Annotated in this window: 13 protein-coding genes; 7 read left to right on the top strand and 6 right to left on the bottom strand. The window is 64.5% G+C overall.

Annotated features, from left to right (window positions below; translation table 11 throughout):
- Positions 1-6: 6 nt before the first annotated feature.
- The 5 genes from RT582_RS08595 to RT582_RS08575 form a co-directional block, all read right to left on the bottom strand.
- Positions 7-999 (bottom strand): TRAP transporter substrate-binding protein, encoded by a 993-nt coding sequence (locus tag RT582_RS08595; protein ID WP_313477157.1) that lies wholly within the window; start codon positions 997-999, stop codon positions 7-9.
- A 147-nt stretch (positions 1,000-1,146) separates the two neighbouring features.
- Positions 1,147-2,595, bottom strand: coding sequence for an efflux transporter outer membrane subunit (locus RT582_RS08590; protein ID WP_313477156.1), 1,449 nt, complete (start codon positions 2,593-2,595; stop codon positions 1,147-1,149).
- Positions 2,592-5,762 carry an efflux RND transporter permease subunit gene (locus RT582_RS08585; RefSeq protein WP_038660047.1) on the bottom strand — a complete coding sequence of 1,057 codons (3,171 nt, stop codon included), beginning with the start codon at positions 5,760-5,762 and terminating at the stop codon, positions 2,592-2,594. Before RT582_RS08585 ends, RT582_RS08590 begins: the two co-directional genes overlap by 4 nt.
- Positions 5,763-5,859: 97 nt before the next feature.
- Entirely contained in the window at positions 5,860-7,089 is a 1,230-nt protein-coding gene (gene mexE, locus RT582_RS08580) for a multidrug efflux RND transporter periplasmic adaptor subunit MexE (RefSeq protein ID WP_313477155.1), read from the bottom strand.
- A 314-nt stretch (positions 7,090-7,403) separates the two neighbouring features.
- Positions 7,404-8,321: a LysR substrate-binding domain-containing protein gene (locus tag RT582_RS08575; RefSeq protein WP_313477154.1), complete on the bottom strand. Its 918-nt coding sequence runs from the start codon at positions 8,319-8,321 to the stop codon at positions 7,404-7,406.
- A gap of 263 nt (positions 8,322-8,584) precedes the next feature.
- Between RT582_RS08575 and RT582_RS08570 the strand changes: the two genes are divergently transcribed.
- From RT582_RS08570 to ligD, 4 genes are all read left to right on the top strand, one after another.
- Positions 8,585-9,601 carry a zinc-dependent alcohol dehydrogenase family protein gene (locus RT582_RS08570; RefSeq protein WP_313477153.1) on the top strand — a complete coding sequence of 339 codons (1,017 nt, stop codon included), beginning with the start codon at positions 8,585-8,587 and terminating at the stop codon, positions 9,599-9,601.
- Between the two features lie 106 nt (positions 9,602-9,707).
- Positions 9,708-10,565: an SDR family oxidoreductase gene (locus tag RT582_RS08565; RefSeq protein WP_313474866.1), complete on the top strand. Its 858-nt coding sequence runs from the start codon at positions 9,708-9,710 to the stop codon at positions 10,563-10,565.
- 53 nt (positions 10,566-10,618) lie between these two features.
- On the top strand, positions 10,619-11,569 hold the full coding sequence (gene ku, locus RT582_RS08560; RefSeq protein ID WP_041013761.1) for a non-homologous end joining protein Ku: 951 nt from the start codon (positions 10,619-10,621) through the stop codon (positions 11,567-11,569).
- A gap of 12 nt (positions 11,570-11,581) precedes the next feature.
- Entirely contained in the window at positions 11,582-12,502 is a 921-nt protein-coding gene (ligD, locus tag RT582_RS08555) for a non-homologous end-joining DNA ligase (protein WP_313477152.1), read from the top strand.
- A gap of 23 nt (positions 12,503-12,525) precedes the next feature.
- Here ligD and RT582_RS08550 read toward each other — a convergent pair whose 3' ends face one another.
- Positions 12,526-12,690, bottom strand: coding sequence for a hypothetical protein (locus RT582_RS08550; protein ID WP_003285031.1), 165 nt, complete (start codon positions 12,688-12,690; stop codon positions 12,526-12,528).
- 358 nt (positions 12,691-13,048) lie between these two features.
- On the opposite strand from RT582_RS08550, the gene RT582_RS08545 reads away from it, so the two are divergent.
- The 3 genes from RT582_RS08545 (at position 13,049) to glgB (ending at position 20,730) form a co-directional block, all read left to right on the top strand.
- Positions 13,049-15,061, top strand: a complete 2,013-nt coding sequence (locus RT582_RS08545) for an alpha-1,4-glucan--maltose-1-phosphate maltosyltransferase (RefSeq protein ID WP_313477151.1) — start codon at positions 13,049-13,051, stop codon at positions 15,059-15,061.
- 136 nt (positions 15,062-15,197) lie between these two features.
- Positions 15,198-18,524 carry a maltose alpha-D-glucosyltransferase gene (gene treS / locus RT582_RS08540; protein ID WP_313477150.1) on the top strand — a complete coding sequence of 1,109 codons (3,327 nt, stop codon included), beginning with the start codon at positions 15,198-15,200 and terminating at the stop codon, positions 18,522-18,524.
- Positions 18,517-20,730, top strand: coding sequence for a 1,4-alpha-glucan branching protein GlgB (gene glgB, locus RT582_RS08535; RefSeq protein ID WP_041013764.1), 2,214 nt, complete (start codon positions 18,517-18,519; stop codon positions 20,728-20,730). The genes treS and glgB overlap by 8 nt, the downstream gene beginning before the upstream one ends.
- Positions 20,731-20,980 lie beyond the last annotated feature (250 nt).

Genomic DNA, 20,980 nt, shown 5'->3' with positions numbered 1-20,980 from the left:
CGGCGGTCAATTGCGCTGCTTGCGATTGACGGTCTGGGCTGCCTTGATGATGTCCGCGCCGATCACCGGCTCGAACTGCTGCCAAACCGGACGCATCGCTTCGCGCCAGCGTTCGCGCTCTTCCGGGGTCAGGCTGACGATCTCGGTCGTTCCCGCCTGGCGAATGCGCTCGCGGTCGGCCTGATTAAGCTCCTCGGCCTCGCGGTTCACCATGTAGCTCACCTCGTCGAGGATGGCTTCCAGCTCGAAACGGATCTTGTGCGGCATGCCCATCCAGAAACGGGTGTTGCTGACCACCATGTAATCGAGCACACCGTGGTCGCTCTCGATGATGTAGGGCTGCACGGTATGCATCTTCTTGCTGTAGATGTTCGACCAGGGATTCTCCGCCCCCTGTACGGTGCCGGTACGCAGGGCGTCGTAGACATCGGCGAAGGCGATCTTCTGGGTCGATGCGCCGACAGCACCGAACTGCGCCTCGAGCACGGCCGACGGTTGAATGCGGAAGCTCAGCCCCGAGGCATCGCTCGGCTGGCGTAGCATGCGGGTCGCCGAGAGCTGCTTCATGCCGTTGTGCCAGTAGGCCAGGCCGGTGATGTTCTGGTCTTCCATAGAGCGCAGCAGCTGCTTGCCCTTGGTGCGCTTCTGGAAGCGGTTTACCGCGTCGATATCGTCGAACAGGAAGGGCAGGTCGAATACCTGCAGCTGCTTGGTGTATTGCTCGAACTTCGCCAGTGACGGTGCCAGCAGCTGCACTTCGTTGTTGCGCAATGCCTCCAGCTCCGTGGCATCACCGAACAGCGTCGAATTCGGGTAGACCTCGACGCTTACCTGGCCGGGCAGGCGCTCTTCGGCCAGGCGTTTGAACATCAGCGCACCCTTGCCCTTGGGCGTGTCTTCGGCCACTACGTGAGAAAACTTGATGACGATGGGCTCCGCCTGGGCGAATGCGCTGGTGACCGCCAGCACAAGCCCGGCAAGGGTAATGATCGGCTTCATGAAAGACTCTTTATTCTGGTTGGTTGGCAGTGCATCCAGGCGGACCGACCGCGAGGACGCTTCTAGGCTTTCAGCCGCTCCTTATGCCAAAGATAGGTGACGACTGAAAGCGCTTTCCCCAACCAACCCGGCGGGAGCGGCACCGTGTCACATTTCTGCGCGACCTCCCTCGGACTGCAACTGCTCTGCCGCGGCCGTTCGCGGCGTCTGCTCGGGGACTTCCCAGCCACCGCCAAGGGCCTTGTACAGCGCCACCACCCCGCGATAGAGCTCCACTTCGGCTTGCGCCTGAGCGTCTTCGGCCGTCAGGCGCTCGCGCTCGGCATCTAGCAGCACGAGGAAATCGGCAGTGCCTTCGCGATAGCGGATCTCCGCCTGCTGCGCGGCTGCGCGGCTGGCTGTCGACTGGCGGACCAAAGAAAGCAGGCGCTGCTGGGCGTTGGCGTAGTCGCTGAAGGCGTTCTCTGACTCTTCCAGTGCCAGCAATACCTGTTGCTCATAGCTGGCCAGCGCCGCATCGGCGTCGGCTTCGGCACCACGCAGGCGGGCCCGCACGCTGCCCAGGTCGAATGCTGCCCAGCTGATGCTCGGCGCCACGCCCCAGGCCCGCGCCGCGCTGGAACCGATCTGCGAGCCGCGCCCGGCAACGAAGCCGAGAAAGCCCGACAGACTCACGCGCGGAAACAGGTCGGCCGTCGCCACGCCGACATCGGCAGTGGCCGCAGCCAGCTGACGCTCGGCTGCACGAATGTCCGGGCGCCGGCGCAGCAGCTCGCCGGGATCGCCAATCGGTAGCGGCTTGGCGATTGCCGGCAGCTCGCGGGGCGAGAGGTCGACGCTGAGCTGATCGGCGCGCTGGCCGAGCAGGGTGGCGATGCGGTTGCGCGCACGCGCCTGCTGCGCCCTGAGCTGTGGCAGGCTGGCCTCGGTGGCCGCCAGACGGGCATCGGCGCGTAGAACGTCGAGCTCGCTGCCGACGCCCGCTTCGCGCAGCTGTTCGGTCAGTTCATGGGAATTGCGCTGGTTGGCCAGGTTGTCGCGGGCGATGCGCTCACGCAGCTGGGCACCGCGCAGCTGACCGTAGGCATCCACCAGCTCGGCAATCAGGCTGACCTGCAGCTGGTAGAGCTCGGCCTCGACGGCATCAGCCTGCGCCTCGCTGGATTCCAGGCGGCGCTGGATGCGGCCGAACAGGTCCAGCTCCCAGGCCATGTCCAGCCCGAGGTCGTAGCGCTCGGCATTCACGCGCTGTTCGGTCACGCCGGGTTGCTGGGCCTTGCCGATATCGGCGCTGGCGCCGGCAGTGACAGTGGGCAGACGATCATTGCTGACGTCATCGCGAATAGCCCGTGCCGCCCGTAGGCGGGCATAGGCGATGCGCAGTTCGCGGTTCTCGGCCAGGGCTTCGCCGACCAGGGCGTCCAGCGTCGGGTCGTCGAACTGCTGCCACCAGGCCGCTTCGAAGCGTGAGTGGTCGTATTCGCCAGCCGAAGCGCTATCGATACGCGCCGGTTCCGGCTGCGGTGCCCGGTAATCGGGGCCTACCGCACAGGCGCTCAGTGCCAGAGTGAGCAGGGAAAGGGCGAAGAACTTCATGCGCGGGCCTCCTTGTAAACCGCTTTGCGGGCTTCGCGTTTCTCGACGAAGGCACGAATCACCAGATAGAACACCGGGGTCAGCAGCAGGCCGAAGAAGGTGACGCCGAGCATGCCGCTGAACACCGCGACGCCCATGGCATGACGCATCTCGGCACCGGCCCCGCTGGAAAGCACCAGCGGCACCACGCCCATGATGAAGGCGAAGCTGGTCATCAGGATCGGCCGCAGACGCAGGCGGCAGGCTTCGAGGATTGCGGCCAGCCGGTCCATGCCTTCCTCCTGCTTGTCCTTGGCGAACTCGACGATGAGGATGGCGTTCTTGCATGCCAGGCCCACCAGCACGATCAGGCCGATCTGGGTGAACACGTTGTTGTCGCTACCGGCGAGGATCACCCCGGTGATCGCCGAGAGCAGCGTCATCGGCACGATCAGGATCACCGCCAGCGGCAGGCTCCAGCTCTCGTATTGCGCTGCCAGCACCAGGAAGGCCAGTAGCACGCAGAGCGGGAAGACGAATATCGCGGTGTTGCCGGCGAGGATCTGCTGGTAGGTCAGCTCGGTCCATTCGTAGCTCATGCCATTCGGCAACTCAGCCTTGAGCAGACGCTCCATGGCCGCCTCGGCCTGACCGGAGCTGTAGCCCGGCGCGGCCGCGCCGTTGATCTCGGCGGTGAGGAAGCCGTTGTAGTGCATCACCCGATCCGGGCCGGCGCTGTCCGTGACGTTGACGAAGGTCGACAGCGGGACCATCTCTCCGCGGTTGTTGCGCACCTTCAGCTGACCGATCTGCTCCGGTGCCAGGCGGAACTTCTGGTCGGCCTGGACGTTGACCTGATAGGTACGGCCGAAGCGGTTGAAGTCGTTGGCGTACAGCGAGCCCAGATAGACCTGCATGGTGTCGAAGATCTCGTCGATCGGCACGCCGTGGGTCTTGGCCTTCTCCCGGTCGATGTCGGCATCCACCTGCGGCACGTTGACCTGATAGCTGGTGAACAGGCCGGCCAGCTCCGGATAGTCCGCGCTCTTGGCGATGACGTTCTGCACCTGGCTGTACAGCTCCTCATAGCCGAGGTTGCCGCGGTCCTGCACCTGCACGCGGAAGCCGCCGATGGTGCCCAGGCCCTGCACGGGCGGCGGCGGGAAGATAGCGATAAAGGCGTCCTGGATCTGCGCGAACTGGCCGTTCAGATCTGCCGCGATGGCATTGGCCGAGAGTGACGGATCCTTGCGCTCATCGAAGGGCTTGAGCGGAGTAAAGACGATGCCGCTGTTCGGGCTGTTGGTGAAGCCGTTGATCGACAAGCCCGGGAAGGCCACGGTGTTCTCCACGCCCGGGTGCTTGCCGGCGATTTCCGACATGCGCTTGATCACGTCCTCGGTGCGGTCCAGGGTGGCGGCGTCCGGCAACTGGGCGAAGGCGACCAGGTACTGCTTGTCCTGCGGTGGCACGAAACCGGTCGGCGTGCTGGCGAAGCCCATGTAACCGAGGCCGACCAGTCCGACATAGACCACCAGCGCAATGCCGCTGCCGCGCAGGATGCGCCGCACCAGGCCGACGTAGCCGTGGCTGGCGCGGTCGAACATGCGGTTGAATGGGGCGAACAGCCAGCCGCCAAAAATCCGATCGAGCAGACGCGAGAAGCCGTCCTTTGGTGCGTCGTGCGACCTGAGGAGTGCGGCGGCCAGTGCCGGCGACAGGGTCAGGGAGTTGAACGCCGAGATCACCGTGGAAATGGCGATCGTCAGCGCGAACTGCTGGTAGAACTGCCCGGTGAGGCCGGAAATGAACGCCGTCGGGATAAACACCGCGCAGAGCACCAGCGCCGTGGCGATGATCGGCCCGGTCACTTCCTTCATGGCCTGACGGGTCGCTTCCTCAGGCGACTTGCCGAGGCCGATGTTGCGCTCGACGTTTTCCACCACGACGATGGCGTCGTCCACCACGATGCCGATGGCCAACACCAGGCCGAACAGCGACAGCGCGTTGAGCGAGAAACCGAGCAGGTGCATGACCGCGAAGGTGCCGATCAGCGACACCGGCACCGCGGCCAGTGGAATGATCGAGGCGCGCCAGGTCTGCAGGAACAGGATCACCACCAGCACCACCAGCACGATGGCCTCGAGCAGCGTATGCACCACTGCCTCGATGGAGCCGCGCACGAAGATGGTCGGGTCGTAGACGATCTCGTAGTCCACGCCTTCCGGGAAGTCGCGTTTCAGCTCGGCCATGCGTGCGCGCACCGAGTCGGAGATCTCGATGGCGTTCGAACCCGGGCGCTGGAATACCGGAATGGCGACGGCGGGCTGGTTGTTCAGCAGCGAACGCAGCGCGTACTGGCTGGAGCCCAGTTCGACACGGGCGATGTCCCGCAGGCGGGTGATCGAACCGTCTTCGCCGGCGCGGATGATGATGTTCTCGAATTCTTCCTCGGTGACCAGACGGCCCTGGGTGTTGATCGACAGCTGGAAGTCCGTCGCGCCCGGTGCCGGCGGTGCGCCCAGAGAACCTGCAGCAACCTGGCGATTCTGCTCGCGAATCGCATTGACCACGTCCGATGCGGTGAGGTTGCGCGAGGCGACTTTTTCCGGGTCGAGCCAGACGCGCAGGGAGTAATCGCCCATGCCGAACAGCTGCACATCGCCGATGCCATCCAGTCGCGCCAGCTCGTCCTTGACGTTGAGTGCGGCGTAGTTGGACAGGTAGAGCATGTCGTAGCGCTGATCCGGCGAGGTCAGGTGCACCACCATGGTCAGGTCCGGTGACGCCTTGTCCACGGTCACGCCGAGGCGCTGCACCTCGGTGGGCAAGGTCGGCATGGTGCGCGTGACGCGGTTCTGCACCTGCACCTGGGCGTTGTCCAGATCAGTGCCCAGGCCAAAGGTGATGGTCAGGGTCAGCTTGCCGTCGGCGGTCGCCTGGGACGACATGTAGAGCATGCCCTCGACGCCGGTGATGGCCTGTTCCAGCGGCGAGGCGACGGTTTCGCCAATCACCTTGGGGTTGGCGCCGGGGAAGTTGGCACGCACCACCACGGTGGGCGGGACGACTTCGGGGTATTCGCTGATCGGCAGCTGGAACAGCGAGATGGCCCCGCCGATGAGGATCACCAGCGACAGCACGGCGGCGAAAATCGGCCGTTTGATGAAGAATTGCGAGAAATTCATGGCGCACTCCGGGGTAGGGCGCGCGTCTGGCGCCCTGGCGGATCGATCGGATTGGCGCGGCAGGCGCGCCGGAGTTCAGGTCAGTTGCGGGAGGTGCTCAGCTGCTAGGACGCTGAGCCAGGCTGCGCTCGACGACCTGCGGTTTCATCGCCTCGCTGATCGCGCGGTTCTGCTGGCGCAGGGTGGCCAGCGTTTCGGCGTCGGCCATCGGCACCGAATCCGGCTGCACCGGGCTGCCCGGGCGCACCCGCTGCAGACCGTTCACCACGATGCTTTCGCCCTTGGCCAGGCCGCTGCGGACGATGCGCAACCCTTCCAGCTTGGGACCGAGCTCGACCGGGCGGTAGGCGACAGTGCCGTCTTCGGCCAGTACCAGGACGAACTTCTTGCCCAGATCCGTACCGACGGCGACGTCCTTGATCAGCACGGCGTCGTAGGTCGCGCTGCCGACCAGCTTCAGGCGTGCATACAGGCCGGGGGTGAAGCTGCCGTCACGGTTGTCGAACACGGCGCGACCGCGGATGGTGCCGGTGCGCGGGTCGACCTGGTTGTCGACGAAGTCCATGTGGCCCAGGTGCGGGTGACCGTCCTCGCTGGACAGGCCGAGGTAGACCGGGGTCGCCTCGCCACGGTCGCCGTTGCGCGCCAGCTCGCGGTACTTGAGGTAGGTACGCTCATCAGCCTCGAAATAGGCATAGACCTTGTCGGTGGAGACCAGCGTGGTCAGCAGCGCCTCGCCGGCGTTGACCAGGTTGCCGGCGGTGATCAGCGCCCGGCCGACGCGGCCGTCAATGGGTGCGGTCACGCGGGTGAAGGAGAGATCCAGCTGCGCGCGGTCCAGTTGCGCCTGAATCGCCGCGGTTGCCGAGCGGGCTTCGCTGGCGGCACTGACGCGGGCGTCGGCGAGCTCGTCGGAAATCGCGTTCTTCTTGCGCAGGCGCTCGCCGCGTTCGGCTTCGGCGACGGTGCGTTGCTGGTTGGCGCGAGCCTGTTGCAGTTGCGCCTGCAGGCGCTTGACCTCAGCCTGGAACGGGCGCGGGTCGATCTGGAACAAGAGGTCGCCTTTCTTCACCAGCGCGCCTTCCTCGAAGGCCACCTTGTCGATGAAACCGGACACGCGCGGGCGAATCTCCACCGACTCCGGCGCTTCCAGGCGACCAGTGAGTTCATCCCACTCGGTCACCTGCTGCTCGATGACTTCCGCGACGCTGACGGCGGGCGGCGGCATGCCCGACTGGGTGGCCTCCGGTGCCTTGCCACAAGCGGCGGTGATCAGCACCGTCAGGGCGATAAGGGGAAAACGCAAGGCGTTGAACGAACGTTCCATGCTTGACTCCGCAAGTCGGATTTGTTGATGGCAGGAGTCTGCGTGGTCAAGCCGTTCAGCAAAAATCGAACGAGGCAAAGGTGAATATCATTGGCGGTGATGGTTGCGCATTCGTTATCAGCGCAGCGCGAGGATATTGCTCACCTATGCGTGGGAGCAGTATTGGCCGCGAATGAACCCTGCCGCCGCCGAAGCCTCGGAGCGGCATTCCCCAGCGACCACGCTGGAAGCCACGAAAAACCGGTCAGCGCATCACTGGCGTGAGCAGGCCTGGCTACCCGGCACGCGCCGCGAAGCCCCAGGCGTCGGGCCTGTCAGAGACTATCCGGATCGCCGACGAACATCTGGATGCGCGAGCGCAGCCAGCGCTCGGCGGGGTCGTTGTCCTGGGCGCCGCGCCAGGCCATGGACAGCTCGAAATCCTGGCTGGTCTGAAACGGCAGCGGTTCGGCGCGCACGCCGCCGTTGGCCGCCAGCGCCGCGGCGGCGTAGTCCGGGACGGTGGCGATGATGTCGGTGCCGGCAAGCAGGCTGGCAAGGCCGTTGAACTGCGGCACCGCCAGGACCACCTTGCGCTTGCAGCCGTGCAGCGCCAGTTCCTCGTCGATATAGCCGCTGAGGTCGCCGGCAAAGGAGACCATCGCATGCGGACGGCTGCAGTAGTCCTCCATGCTCAGCCGGCCGGGAATGCTGTCGGCACGCAGCAGCATCGGCTTGGGCCGGCGCAGTACCTTGCGCTTGGCGTTGGCCGGCAGCTCCTCGGTGTAGCAGACGCCCACCGATATCTCACCGGACGCCAGCAGGCCGGGCATCAACAGATAGTTGGCGCGGCGCACCACCAGCACCACGTCCGGCGCTTCGGCGCGCAGGCGGCGCAGCAGCGGCGGTAGCAGGGCGAACTCGACTTCATCGGTCAGGCCGATGCGAAACACCTGGCTACTGGTTGCCGGGTCGAAGGTCGAGGCGCGGCTAACGGCGGTGGAGATCGAGTCCAGCGCCGGTGAAAGCAGCTGGGCGATCTCCAGCGCGCGGGCGGTCGGCTCCATGCTGCGGCCAGTACGGATGAAGAGCGGATCGTCGAACAGCGTGCGCAGTCGTGCCAGGGCGGCACTGATCGCCGGCTGGCCGAGAAACAGCTTTTCCGCTGCGCGGGTCACGCTGCGCTCGTGCATCAGCGTTTCGAAGACGATCAGCAGATTGAGGTCAACACGGCGAAGGTCGTTGCGATTCATACCTGGTTCACGTCGAGCCTGCAGCCGGACCAGGAGGCGTCCGGCTCTGGAGGGTGGTCTGCATTCTAGACAGCTTCGGCTACCAACGGCATGCCCGATCCCGCTTTCGAAATGCACAAAGCTGCAATGCGCCGGCAAGCATACATACGTAGTTCCATCATTACTGCGCATGGGAACTATCGATGGGAATCCACGCCGTTCACTGGAGTTGTGACGATACTGACGATAGAGTCCGTTCGCACAGTAGTAAGTGAGGGGTCGAAATGTCCCGCATCATCCGTTTTCATCAGTTCGGCCCGGCCGACGTGTTGCGCCACGAGGAACGCGCGATGCCGGTTGCCGGCCCAGGCGAGGTGCTGATTGGCGTGCGCGCCATCGGCGTCAGCTGGAATGACGTGCTTTGGCGCCAGGACCTCGCGCCACGACACGCGCGTCTGCCTGCCGGGGTCGGCAGCGAGGTGGCGGGCGAGGTGCTGGCGGTGGGTGAGGGCGTTCAGGGCTTCAGTGTCGGCGATCATGTTGCCGGCTTCCCGGCCCACGATCTCAATCAGTATCCGCTCTACGCCGAGCATGCGCTGTTGCCGCAGCAGGCGCTGGTGCGTTACCCGGACATGCTCAGCGCCAGTGAGGCGGCGATCCACTACACGCCGATGTTGGTCAGCTATTTCGCGCTGGTCGAACTGGCTCAGCTGGAACCCGGCCAGTACGTGCTGATCAACCAGGCGGCTCATTGCACTGGGCCGGCAGCCGTACAGCTGGCCAACGCGCTGGGCGGCCGGGTGATCGCCACCTGCGACACCAGCGAGGACCGCGACTACCTGCGCGAGCTGGGCGCGGAGACGGTGATCGTCACCGAAGAGGAAGACCTGGTCGGCCGCCTGCAGAAGGTGACCGAAGGCCGCGGCGTCGACGTGGTGCTGGATGCCTGTGGCGGTTCGCAGATGAAACTGCTCGGCGACGTCATGGCGCCGCTGGGCAAGCTGATCCTCTATGGCATGAACGGCGGCAACGAAACGGCCCTGCCGGTGTGTGCGGCCTTCAAGAAGAACTTCAAGTTCTTCCTGCACTGCCTGTGCGACTTCACCGGGCAGCCGGAGCTGGGCATCGAGCAGAACCGTGAAGCCGTGGAGCGTGCGCTGCAGCATATCAACCAGCTCACCGTGGACCGGCTGATCTGGCCGCAGCTCGACCGCCAGTTCCCGTTCGAGCAGGCAGTCGAAGCCCACCAGTATGTCGAAAGCGGCGTGCCACGCGGGCGCGTCGTGCTGACGCTGAACTGACCCTTCTAGGGCCCTGTACAGGGCCCTCTCATCGCCCCGCAGAAACTTTTCTCGCGCCGTTCAAGTCCTCCGAAGACAGGCTCATAACCTTGACGGAGGATTTTCCATGGCTGAAGACAATCAGACCCTACCGCCGCAGGAGCAGCCCGAGCCCGGCAAGGAAGGGCTGATGAACCCGCGCCCGGAATACCGCGGCGAAGACTACAAGGCGGCGGGCAAGCTCGAAGGCAAGGTGGCGATCATCACCGGTGGTGACAGCGGCATCGGGCGCTCGGTGGCCGTGCTCTACGCCCGTGAGGGCGCCGACGTGGCAATTCTCTACCTCGACCAGCATCAGGACGCTGAGGAAACCCGCACCGTGGTCGAACAGTACGGCCGTCGCTGCCTGACCTTCGCCGGTGACGTGGCCGATCGCGAGGTCTGCCGCAAGGTCATCGACGAAACCCTCGCCGCGTTCGGCAAGCTCGACATCCTGGTCAACAACGCCGCCGAGCAGCACCCGCAGGAAAAGCTCGAAGACATCAGCGAAGAGCAGTGGGAGAAGACCTTCCGCACCAACATCTTCGGTATGTTTCAGATGACCAAGGCGGCGCTACCGCATCTCGGCAAGGGCGCTTCGATCATCAACACCACATCGGTTACCGCCTACAAGGGCAGCCCGCAGCTGCTGGACTATTCGGCCACCAAGGGCGCGATCACGGCCTTCACCCGTTCGCTGTCGATGAACCTCGCCGAGCGTGGCATCCGCGTCAACGGCGTCGCGCCGGGACCGATCTGGACGCCGCTGATTCCGTCGACCTTCGATGCCGACGAGGTCGCCGAATTCGGCTCCAACACGCCGATGAAGCGCCCCGGCCAGCCCGCTGAAGTGGCGCCAGCGTATGTCTACCTGGCCAGCAGCGATGCAGCCTACGTCAGCGGCCAGGTGATCCACGTCAACGGCGGCACCGTGGTCAACGGCTGACCCATTGCCGGGCCAACGAATGGCTCGGCCACATCAACGCTTGGAGAACGACCATGCCACGCACGATCTGGAAAGGCGCAGTCAGTTTCGGACTGGTACACATCCCGGTGGCGCTGGTACCGGCCACCACCCGCCAGGGCATCGATTTCGACTGGCTGGACAAACGCAGCATGGACCGGGTCGGCTACAAGCGCATCAACAAGACCACCGGCGAAGACATTGACAGCGAGAACATCGTCAAGGGCGTGGAGTACGAGAAGGGCCACTACGTCGTGATCAGCGATGACGAGATCAAAGGCGCGCACCCCAAGGCGACCCAGACCGTGGATATCGTCGCTTTCGTCGATGCCAAGGACATTTCCTTTCTCTACATCGACACGCCGTACTACCTGACGCCGGACCGCCGCGGGGAAAAGGTCTACGCCTTGCTGCGCGAGACGCTGATCCAGACCGGCAAGGTCGGTATCGCCAATGTGGTGCTGCGCAACAAGCAGCACCTGGCGGTGGTAATGCCGCTGGGTAAGGCGCTGGTGATGAACACCCTGCGCTGGGCCGACGAGGTGCGCGGGGTCGAATACCTGGAGCTGAAGGACGAAGCGCTCGATCCGGACCTGGCCGAGCGTGAGCTGGACATGGCCAAGCGCCTGGTCGAGGACATGACCGAGAAGTGGAAGCCGGAACAGTACAAGGACACCTTCCAGGACCAGATCATGGAGCTGGTGGAGAAGAAGGCCCGCGAAGGCAAGCTGGAAGCGGTCGGCGGGCCGGAGGAAGCGGTGGATCGTCGTTCGGCGGATGTCATCGACCTTACCGAACTGCTCAAGCGCAGCCTCGCTGCCAAGCCGGGCAAGGCCAGCAAAGAGGACGACCACGAGGAGGAGGAAAAGGCGCCGGCCAAGCCCAAGACTGCGAGCAAGGCCAAAACTAGCAAATCTTCCTCGGCGGCTTCGCGCACGCGCAAGGCGCCAGCGGCGGGCAGCAAATCCAGCAAAAAGGCGAGCTGATCGGGGTAGCCCATGCCAGAGCAGCGCAAGAGCGCCGGCCGCCCGCTGGTGGGCGGCGTCGGCATCAGTAATCCACAGCGAGTGATCGACAAGGCCAGCGGCGCGACCAAGCTTGCGCTGGCCGAGTACTACCTGGCGGTCGCCGACCGATTGGTGCCGCAATTGGCTGGCAGGCCACTGTCCATCGTTCGTGCACCTGAAGGCGTCGACGGCGAAAGCTTTTTCCAACGCCATTGCGGTCGGCTGAAGATGCCGCACATGCGCGCACTGCCAAAAAACCTCGATCCCGAGCATGCGCGGCTGATCCAGGCGGACAACATCACCGCGGTCATCGAGGCCGTGCAGATGGGTACCGTCGAGTTCCACACCTGGAACGCGCGCAGTGATCGCGTCGAGCGGCCCGATCGAGTCATTTTCGATCTCGACCCCGATCCCGCATTACCCTGGTCGAGCATGGTGGAGGCGACCGAGCTGACGCTGCGGCTGCTGGACGACCTGGGGCTGCAGGCCTTTCTCAAGACCAGCGGAGGCCGCGGTATGCATGTCGTGGTGCCGATCGACCGTCGGCACGACTGGGACCTGGCCCGGCAGTTCGCTCGCTCGGTCACCGAGCGGCTGGCGCGCGAGGCGCCAACGCTGCTCGTCGACAAGATGGGCCCGCAGAATCGGGTCGGGCGAATTTTCGTGGACTACCTGCGCAACCAGCGCGGGGCGAGCACCGTTGCCGCCTATTCGGTCAGAGCGCGTCCGGGGCTGGCGGTATCCGTGCCTGTCGAGCGTGAGGAGCTGGCGCAGCTGGAGAGAGCCGATCGCTGGAACATCGGCAACCTGGATGAGCGTTTGCGGGCATTACGCAGCGACCCGTGGGCCCGCTACGGCGCCGTTCGACAGGGGCTGACGCAGGCACTGCTCAAGCGCCTGGAGAAAGGTTGAGACATCAGTGTGGCGGCGAACGATCAGGTCGTCTGGGGATCGTCGGTATCCGCCACGGTCTGGTTTCCATATGGCGCTCCGGGCTTGTGTTCGTCCAGCTCCTCGGCACAAGGCACCTGCGGCACATCGCCCGGCTTGTCATGCACGATCGGGTCGGGTTGCGGCACATCGGGTCGCACGTGAGTCATCGTCGTTCTCCTGGTGTTCGCCCGCTCAGCCTTGGCGGCCGTTCTGCATTGATCGGCCCACGTAGGCGAGGTTCCGGCCAATCGTCGCTGCTCGCGGCGCTGGCGACCGTCGGCGTGGTCGGGTTCGGCACACACTCACGGGGGGCTTAAAACCGGCAGCTGCCGTATTGCGCTCCACCAGGCTCGACCGGTCGCCGGACGGGCTGGCTAACGGCCGCCCGGGGCTGAACTTTCCAGGGTCACTTGGCTCGGAAGAAAGAGCCGACGAAAACCGTACCGGTCGCCTCCCGAACCGCACGATGACGCGTCCAGAGGCGGCTCGGGCAACCCGAACCCATGCGCCCCAGGAGCCCGTTCGATGAGCGATGCACAGCCTACCGCGACGATTCACCCTCGACTCGAAGAAGCCCTGCAGATGCCGCGCATCGCCATCGAATCCACCTTGCCGGTGCTGGATGAGGGGCGCTTTGCCGCCAAGGCGGTCATCGGCCAGCCAGTGGTCGTGACCAGCAAGATTTTCGCCGACGGCCACGACCAGCTGGCCGCCGCCGTGTGCTGGCGTGAAAAAGGCGAAACCAGCTGGCGGCGGGCACGACTGAAGTTGCTCGGCAACGACGCCTGGCAAGGCCAGTTCACGCCCACCCAGGTCGCCGAGCATGAGTTCGTCATCGAAGCTTGGTGGGATGTGTTCGAGAGCTACCGCTACGAGCTGTCGAAGAAGCACACGGCCGGCGTGCCGGTGCATCTGGAGCTGGAAGAAGGGCGTCTGCTGCTGGAGAAGGCCACCGCCCGCGCCCAGGGCGAGAACCGCGCGGTGCTTGACGATCTGATGCACCGCCTCGGCATGGCGCATACCGATGACGAGCGCGTGTCACTGCTGCTCGCACCGGAGACGGCCGTGGCGATGGCTGCCGCAGACCCACGCGAGCACTGCAGCCGCAGCCGTGTGTATCCGCTGGACGTGGAACGCCCGTTGGCGCAGTTCGCCAGCTGGTACGAACTGTTCCCGCGCTCGGAGACCGACGATCCCAATCGCCACGGCACCTTCCGTGATGTGCATAAGCGTCTGCCGGCAATTCGCGACATGGGCTTCGACGTGCTGTATTTCCCGCCGATCCACCCGATCGGTCGCCAGCACCGCAAGGGTCCGAACAACAGCCTGCACGCCGGGCCGAACGATCCGGGCAGTCCCTATGCCATCGGCAGCGAAGAGGGCGGCCACGACGCCATCCATCCCGAGCTGGGCACGCTGGATGATTTCCGCGAGCTGGTCGCAGCGGCTCGCGAGCATGGCCTTGAGATCGCCCTGGATTTCGCCATCCAGTGCTCGCAGGACCACCCCTGGCTGAAAGAGCACCCGGGCTGGTTCTCCTGGCGCCCGGACGGCACGATCAAATACGCCGAGAACCCGCCGAAGAAGTATCAGGACATCGTCAACGTCGACTTCTATGCCGAAGATGCCATGCCAGACCTCTGGCTGGCACTGCGTGACGTGGTCTGGCACTGGGTGGAGCAGGGCGTGAAGGTGTTCCGGGTCGACAACCCGCACACCAAGCCGCTGCCGTTCTGGGAGTGGCTGATCGCCGATATCCGCGAGCGCGACCGCGACGTGATGTTCCTCTCCGAGGCCTTCACTCGCCCCGGCATGATGGCGCGTCTGGGCAAGATCGGTTACAGCCAGAGCTACACCTACTTCACCTGGCGCAACACCAAGGCGGAACTGAGCGAGTACCTCACCGAACTGAACGAGCCCCCGCTGCGAGACTGCTATCGGCCCAACTTCTTCGTCAACACGCCGGACATCAATCCGTTCTTCCTGCAGGACTCCGGCCGCGCCGGGTTCCTGATCCGCGCCGCGCTGGCGACCATGGGCTCGGGGCTGTGGGGCATGTACTCGGGCTTCGAGCTATGCGAGTCGGCGGCGATTCCGGGCAAGGAAGAGTATCTGGACTCGGAGAAGTACCAGATTCGCGTCCGCGACTACCACGCACCGGGCAACATCATCGCCGAGATCGCCCAGCTCAACCGCATCCGACGGCAGAACCCGGCACTGCAGACGCACCTGGGCTTCAAGGCCTACATGGCCTGGAACGACAACATCCTCTACTTCGGCAAGCGCACACCAGACCTGTCGAACTTCATTCTGGTGGCCATCAGTCTCGATCCGCACAACGCCCAGGAAGCGAATTTCGAGTTGCCGCTGTGGGAGCTCGGCCTGCCGGATGACGCCCATACCCAGGGCGAGGACCTGATGAATGGCCATCGCTGGAGCTGGTACGGCAAGACCCAGTGGATGCGGATCGAACCCTGGCATCTGCCGTTCGGCATCTGGCGCCTGACCGCACAGGAGCCGGACCCGGACCTCAAGTAATTTCTCGGGCGCAGCTGTTAATTCATTTGAATCATACGTTTATAACGCTTTGTTGATGTGAATTCAGCTGTTGCTCTGCCGTTGCCTAATGCGCCGATCCGGCCTGGGCCTTCACACCGCGACAGGAATGAAGAACATGGCAAAACCGCGCAAACCCGCCGCTTTCATCAAGGACCCGCTCTGGTACAAGGACGCGGTGGTGTATCAGGTGCACCTGAAGTCCTTCTACGACTCGAACAACGACGGCGTCGGTGACTTCCCCGGCCTGATCGAGAAGCTGGATTACATCGCCGACCTTGGGGTGAACACCATCTGGCTGCTGCCGTTCTATCCGTCGCCGCGGCGTGACGATGGTTACGACATCGCCGATTACCGCGGCGTGCATCCGGAATACGGCAGCATGGCCGACGCCCGGCGCTTCATCGCCGAGGCACACAAGCGCGGGTTGCGGGTGATCACCGAACTGGTCATCAACCACACGTCCGACCAGCACCCCTGGTTCCAGCGTGCGCGCAAGGCGAAGAAGGGCTCGGCAGCGCGGGATTTCTACGTCTGGTCGGATACCGACAAGAAGTACGACGGCACACGGATCATCTTTCTCGACACCGAGAAATCCAACTGGACGTGGGATCCGGTGGCCAAGCAGTACTTTTGGCACCGCTTCTATTCGCACCAGCCGGACCTCAATTTCGACAACCCGCAGGTGATGAAGGCCGTGCTGGCGGTGATGCGCTACTGGCTGGACATGGGCATCGACGGTCTGCGCCTTGACGCGATTCCCTATCTGGTCGAGCGCGACGGCACCAACAACGAGAACCTGCCGGAAACCCACGCGGTGCTCAAGGCGATCCGCGCCGAGATCGACGCCAACTATCCCGACCGCATGCTGCTGGCCGAAGCCAACCAATGGCCGGAAGACACCCAGCTGTATTTCGGCGGCGAAGACGGCGGCCCGGGTGACGAATGCCACATGGCCTTCCACTTCCCGCTGATGCCGCGCATGTACATGGCCATCGCTCAGGAGGACCGCTTCCCGATCACCGACATCCTGCGCCAGACCCCGGACATCCCGGAGAACTGCCAGTGGGCGATCTTCCTGCGCAACCACGATGAGCTGACGCTGGAGATGGTGACCGACAAGGAGCGCGACTACCTGTGGAACTACTACGCCTCGGACAAGCGTGCACGGATCAACCTGGGCATACGCCGGCGCCTGGCGCCGTTGCTGGAGCGTGATCGCCGGCGGATCGAGTTACTCAACAGCCTGCTGCTCTCCATGCCCGGCACTCCGGTGATCTACTACGGCGACGAGATCGGCATGGGCGACAACATCTTCCTCGGCGACCGCGACGGCGTACGCACGCCGATGCAGTGGTCGGTGGACCGCAACGGCGGTTTCTCCCGCGCCGACCCACCGAACCTGGTGCTGCCACCGGTGATGGACCCGCTTTACGGCTACTACACGATCAACGTCGAGGCCCAGCAGCGCGATCCGCATTCGCTGCTCAACTGGACGCGGCGGATGCTGACCATCCGCAAGCAGTTCAAGGCCTTCGGCCGCGGCACCCTGAAGATGCTCGCGCCGAGCAACCGCCGCATCCTCGCCTACATGCGCGAGTTCACCGGAGCGAACGGCGAAACCGAGATCATTTTCTGCGTCGCCAACGTCTCGCGCTCGGCCCAGGCCGCAGAACTGGAAATGTCGCAGTACGCCGGCATGGTGCCGGTGGAGATGGTCGGCGGCAGTGCCTTCCCGCCCATCGGTCAGCTGCCGTATCTGCTGACCTTGCCGCCATACGGCTTCTACTGGTTCCAGCTCGCGCTGACCAACCAGATGCCGAGCTGGCACCAGGAGCCGGTGGATACCATGCCGGACTTCCAGACGCTGGTACTCAAGCGCCTGGATACCCTGACCGCCGCCAACCGGCGCATTCTGGAAACCGAAGCGCTACCAGCCTATCTGCCGAAACGGCGCTGGTTTGCCGCCAAGGACGTGGCGATCGAGTTGGTCCGCATCAGCTACTGCGTGCCATTCGGCGACCCGAATCGCCCGGTTCTGCTCAGCGAGCTTTGCGTGGAATCCGCCGGGCGCAGCGATCTGTACCAGCTGCCGCTGGGTTTTCTGGCCGAGACCGAATTCGAGGTCGCATTGCCGCAGCAACTGGCCCTGGCGCGGGTACGCCGCGGGCCGCAGGTCGGCCTGATGACCGATGCCTTCGCCCTCGAGCAGTTCAGCGCCGCGGTCATTCAGGGCCTGCGCGACGAGCTGGTGCTGCCTTGCAACGACGGTGAGATCCGCTTCGTGTCGATGCCGCAACTGGCCGACCTGCAATTGCCGGCGCATCCCGAGGTGCGCTTCATCTCTGCGGAGCAGTCGAACAGCTCGGCGATCATCGACAACAAGGTGATGATCAAATTGCTCCGTCGCGTGGCACCGGGCGTCCACCCTGAACTGGAAATGGGCGGTTTCCTCACTGAACGCGGCTTCGCTCATATCTCCGGCATGCTCGGTCAGGTCAGCCGCATCAACAAGCAGGGCGAGCCGGTTGCCCTGATGGTGATCCAGCACTTCCTCGACAGCCAGGGCGATGCCTGGGTGTGGACGCTGAACAACCTCGACCGCGCGGTGCGTGACGAAATCGCGGGCGGCGTGTCGATGCACGAGAACCAGTTCAGCGCCCTCGACGAACTGCAGGCCTTCAATCGCCTGCTCGGTCAGCGGCTCGGCGAGATGCACATGGCGCTGGCCACGCAGACCGAAGATCCGGCCTTCGCCTACGAAAGCACCAGCACAGCCGACACCAAGCAGTGGGAGCAGAGCGTCAGCGCGCAGCTGGAGCAAGCTCTGCAGCGCCTCGAGGAACATCGCTCGAGCTTCGATCGCAAGGAGGCTACCGCGCTCGGCCAACTGCTGGCGCGGCGCGACAAGCTGCTCGAACAAGTGCAACGTCTGGCTGCTAGAACCGTTGGTGGCGTGCGGACCCGTGTCCACGGCGACCTGCACCTCGGCCAGGTGCTGGTGGTGCAGGGTGATGCCTACTTCATCGACTTCGAAGGGGAGCCGGCCCGCTCGCTGGATGAGCGCCGCGCCAAACATAGTCCGTTCAAGGATGTCTCAGGCCTGCTGCGTTCGTTCGAGTACGCCGCGGCCATGACCATCCGCGGGGCGCAGATCAGCGACAGTACGCCCGAGGCCGATCAGGCGCGGCAGCGTATCGCGGCGAGTTACCAGAGCAGTGCGCAGGCGGCCTTCCTCGAAGCCTACCGCGAGGCCACCGCCGAGTTGCCGCACGACTGGCGCGACGCGGATGGCGCGAATGCTGCACTGCTGCTGTTCAGCCTGGAAAAATGCGCTTACGAGATCGTTTACGAAGCGGAGAACCGACCAACCTGGTTGCCCGTCCCGCTACAGGGATTGCTGGCCCTGGCACAACAGCTTTTCGATGGAGGCTCCAATGACTGATCGTCCGGTTCTGACCATGCCAGGGGAAACCCTGATGCCCAGCGACGCCGATGTAGACGCACTGGTGCGAGCCGAGCATGGCAACCCGTTTTCCATTCTCGGGCCACATCCTGACGGCGAGGGAATCGTGATTCGCGCCTACCTGCCCAATGCCCTGGGTGCCGAAGTGCTCGATCGCGATGAGCAACTGCTTGCCGTGATGGAGCAGGGGCAGGTGCCCGGATTCTTCTTTATCCGCCTGCCACATCAGCAACCCTACCTGCTGAAGATTCGCTGGGCCGGCGGCGAGCAGATCACCGAAGACCCCTACAGCTTCGGCCCGCAACTGGGCGAGCTGGACATGCACCTATTCTCGGAAGGCAATCACCGGCAGATCGGCCGGGTATTCGGCTCGCAGGTGCTGGAAGTCGACGGTGTGCAGGGCGTGCGCTTCGCCGTGTGGGCGCCCAACGCGCGCCGAGTGTCGATCGTCGGCAGCTTCAATGGCTGGGACGGTCGCCGTCACCCGATGCGGCTGCGCTTTCCGTCCGGCGTGTGGGAGTTGTTCATCCCGCGCCTGCAGCCGGGCGATACCTACAAGTACGAGATTCTCGGGCCGAACGGCATCCTGCCGCTCAAGGCCGACCCGATCGCCCTGGCAACCGAGCACCCGCCGGGCACCGCTTCGGTCATCGCCCGGCCGCTGGACTACCAGTGGAAGGACCATGGCTGGTTGCAGCAGCGCGCCGCGCGCCAGTCGGTCAAGGCGCCGATGAGCATCTACGAGCTGCATGCGGGCTCCTGGCGACGTGACGGTGGTGACGATGGCCGCCTGTACGACTGGCACGAGCTGGCCGAGCGGCTGATTCCCTACGTGGTGGACATGGGCTTCACCCACATCGAGCTGATGCCGATCATGGAGCATCCCTTCGGTGGCTCATGGGGCTACCAGCTGCTCTCGCAGTTCGCGCCGAGCGCGCGCTACGGCAACGCCCATGATTTCGCCGAGTTCGTCGACGCCTGCCATAACGCCGGCATCGGTGTGATCCTCGACTGGGTGCCGGCGCACTTTCCCACCGACGCCCATGGCCTGGGCGAATTCGACGGCACCGCGCTGTACGAATACGCACACCCCTTCGAAGGCTTCCATCAGGACTGGGATACCTACATCTACAACCTCGGCCGCACCGAGGTGCACGGTTTCATGCTCGCTTCGGCGCTGCACTGGCTGCGCGAATTCCACGTCGATGCCCTGCGTGTCGATGCGGTGGCTTCGATGCTCTATCGCGACTATTCGCGCAAGGACGGCGAGTGGATTCCCAACCGCCACGGCGGGCGCGAGAACCTCGAGGCGATCGACTTCCTCCGCCATCTGAACGACGTGGTGGCTACGGAAACCCCTGGCGCGCTGGTGATCGCCGAGGAATCGACAGCCTTTCCGGGGGTCAGCAAGCCCACCAGCGAAGGTGGCCTCGGCTTTTCCTACAAGTGGAACATGGGCTGGATGCACGACTCGCTGAAGTACATCCAGGAAGACCCGATCAATCGGCAGTACCACCACGACAAGATGACCTTCAGCATGGTCTACGCCTATTCCGAGCACTTCGTCCTGCCGATTTCCCACGACGAAGTGGTCCACGGCAAAGGCTCGTTGGTCGACAAGATGCCCGGGGATCGCTGGCAGAAGTTCGCCAACCTGCGCGCCTACTTGTCGTTCATGTGGACGCACCCGGGCAAGAAGCTGCTGTTCATGGGCAGCGAGTTCGGCCAGTGGCGCGAGTGGAACCATGACCGCGAGCTGGACTGGCATCTGCTCGAAGAGGCCGATCACCGTGGCGTGCAGAACCTGGTGCGTGATCTGAACCGACTGTACAGCCAGGAGCCGGCGTTGCACGAACTGGACAGCGACCCGCAGGGTTTCCAGTGGCTGATCGGCGATGACCGCGCCAACAGCGTGTTCGCCTGGCTGCGCAAGAGTTCGACCGGGCACCCGCTGCTGGTGGTCGCCAACTTCACGCCGGTGGTACGTGAGGCCTACCGCATCGGCGTTCCGGTAGAGGCCAAGTGGCTGGAGGTCTTCAACAGCGACGCGGCCTGCTACGGCGGCTCGAACACCGGAAACGGCGGCGGCATGCTCGCCGAGCCGATCGAGAGCCACGGCGAGAAGGTCTCGCTGTCACTGACCCTGCCGCCGCTCGGCGTCCTGGTACTGCGGCCGCAGGTGTAAGGCTGCCGCACTGAAGAGCGCCGCTCGGGGCAACCTGAGCGGCGTTTTTTTGCGGGTAGGACAATCCGCTTTATCGCGGCTTGTGCGCTCTAAGGCACTTGCAGAGCGATGCGGCTAGGCTGCACCGCGATGGTCACGGTCTAGCACTCATTGAGTGTGTGGCCTTGGAGGACGAGTTGCGGATTCCAACTAGCGGTCAAGCCCACTGCCACTGCCACTGCCACTGCCACTGCCACGGACGCTGCGTTCG

Origin of the sequence: Stutzerimonas kunmingensis (assembly GCF_032106285.1) — a bacterium.
GTDB classification, from domain to species: domain Bacteria; phylum Pseudomonadota; class Gammaproteobacteria; order Pseudomonadales; family Pseudomonadaceae; genus Stutzerimonas; species Stutzerimonas kunmingensis_B.
This window is presented reverse-complemented; position numbering and strand designations above follow the sequence as displayed.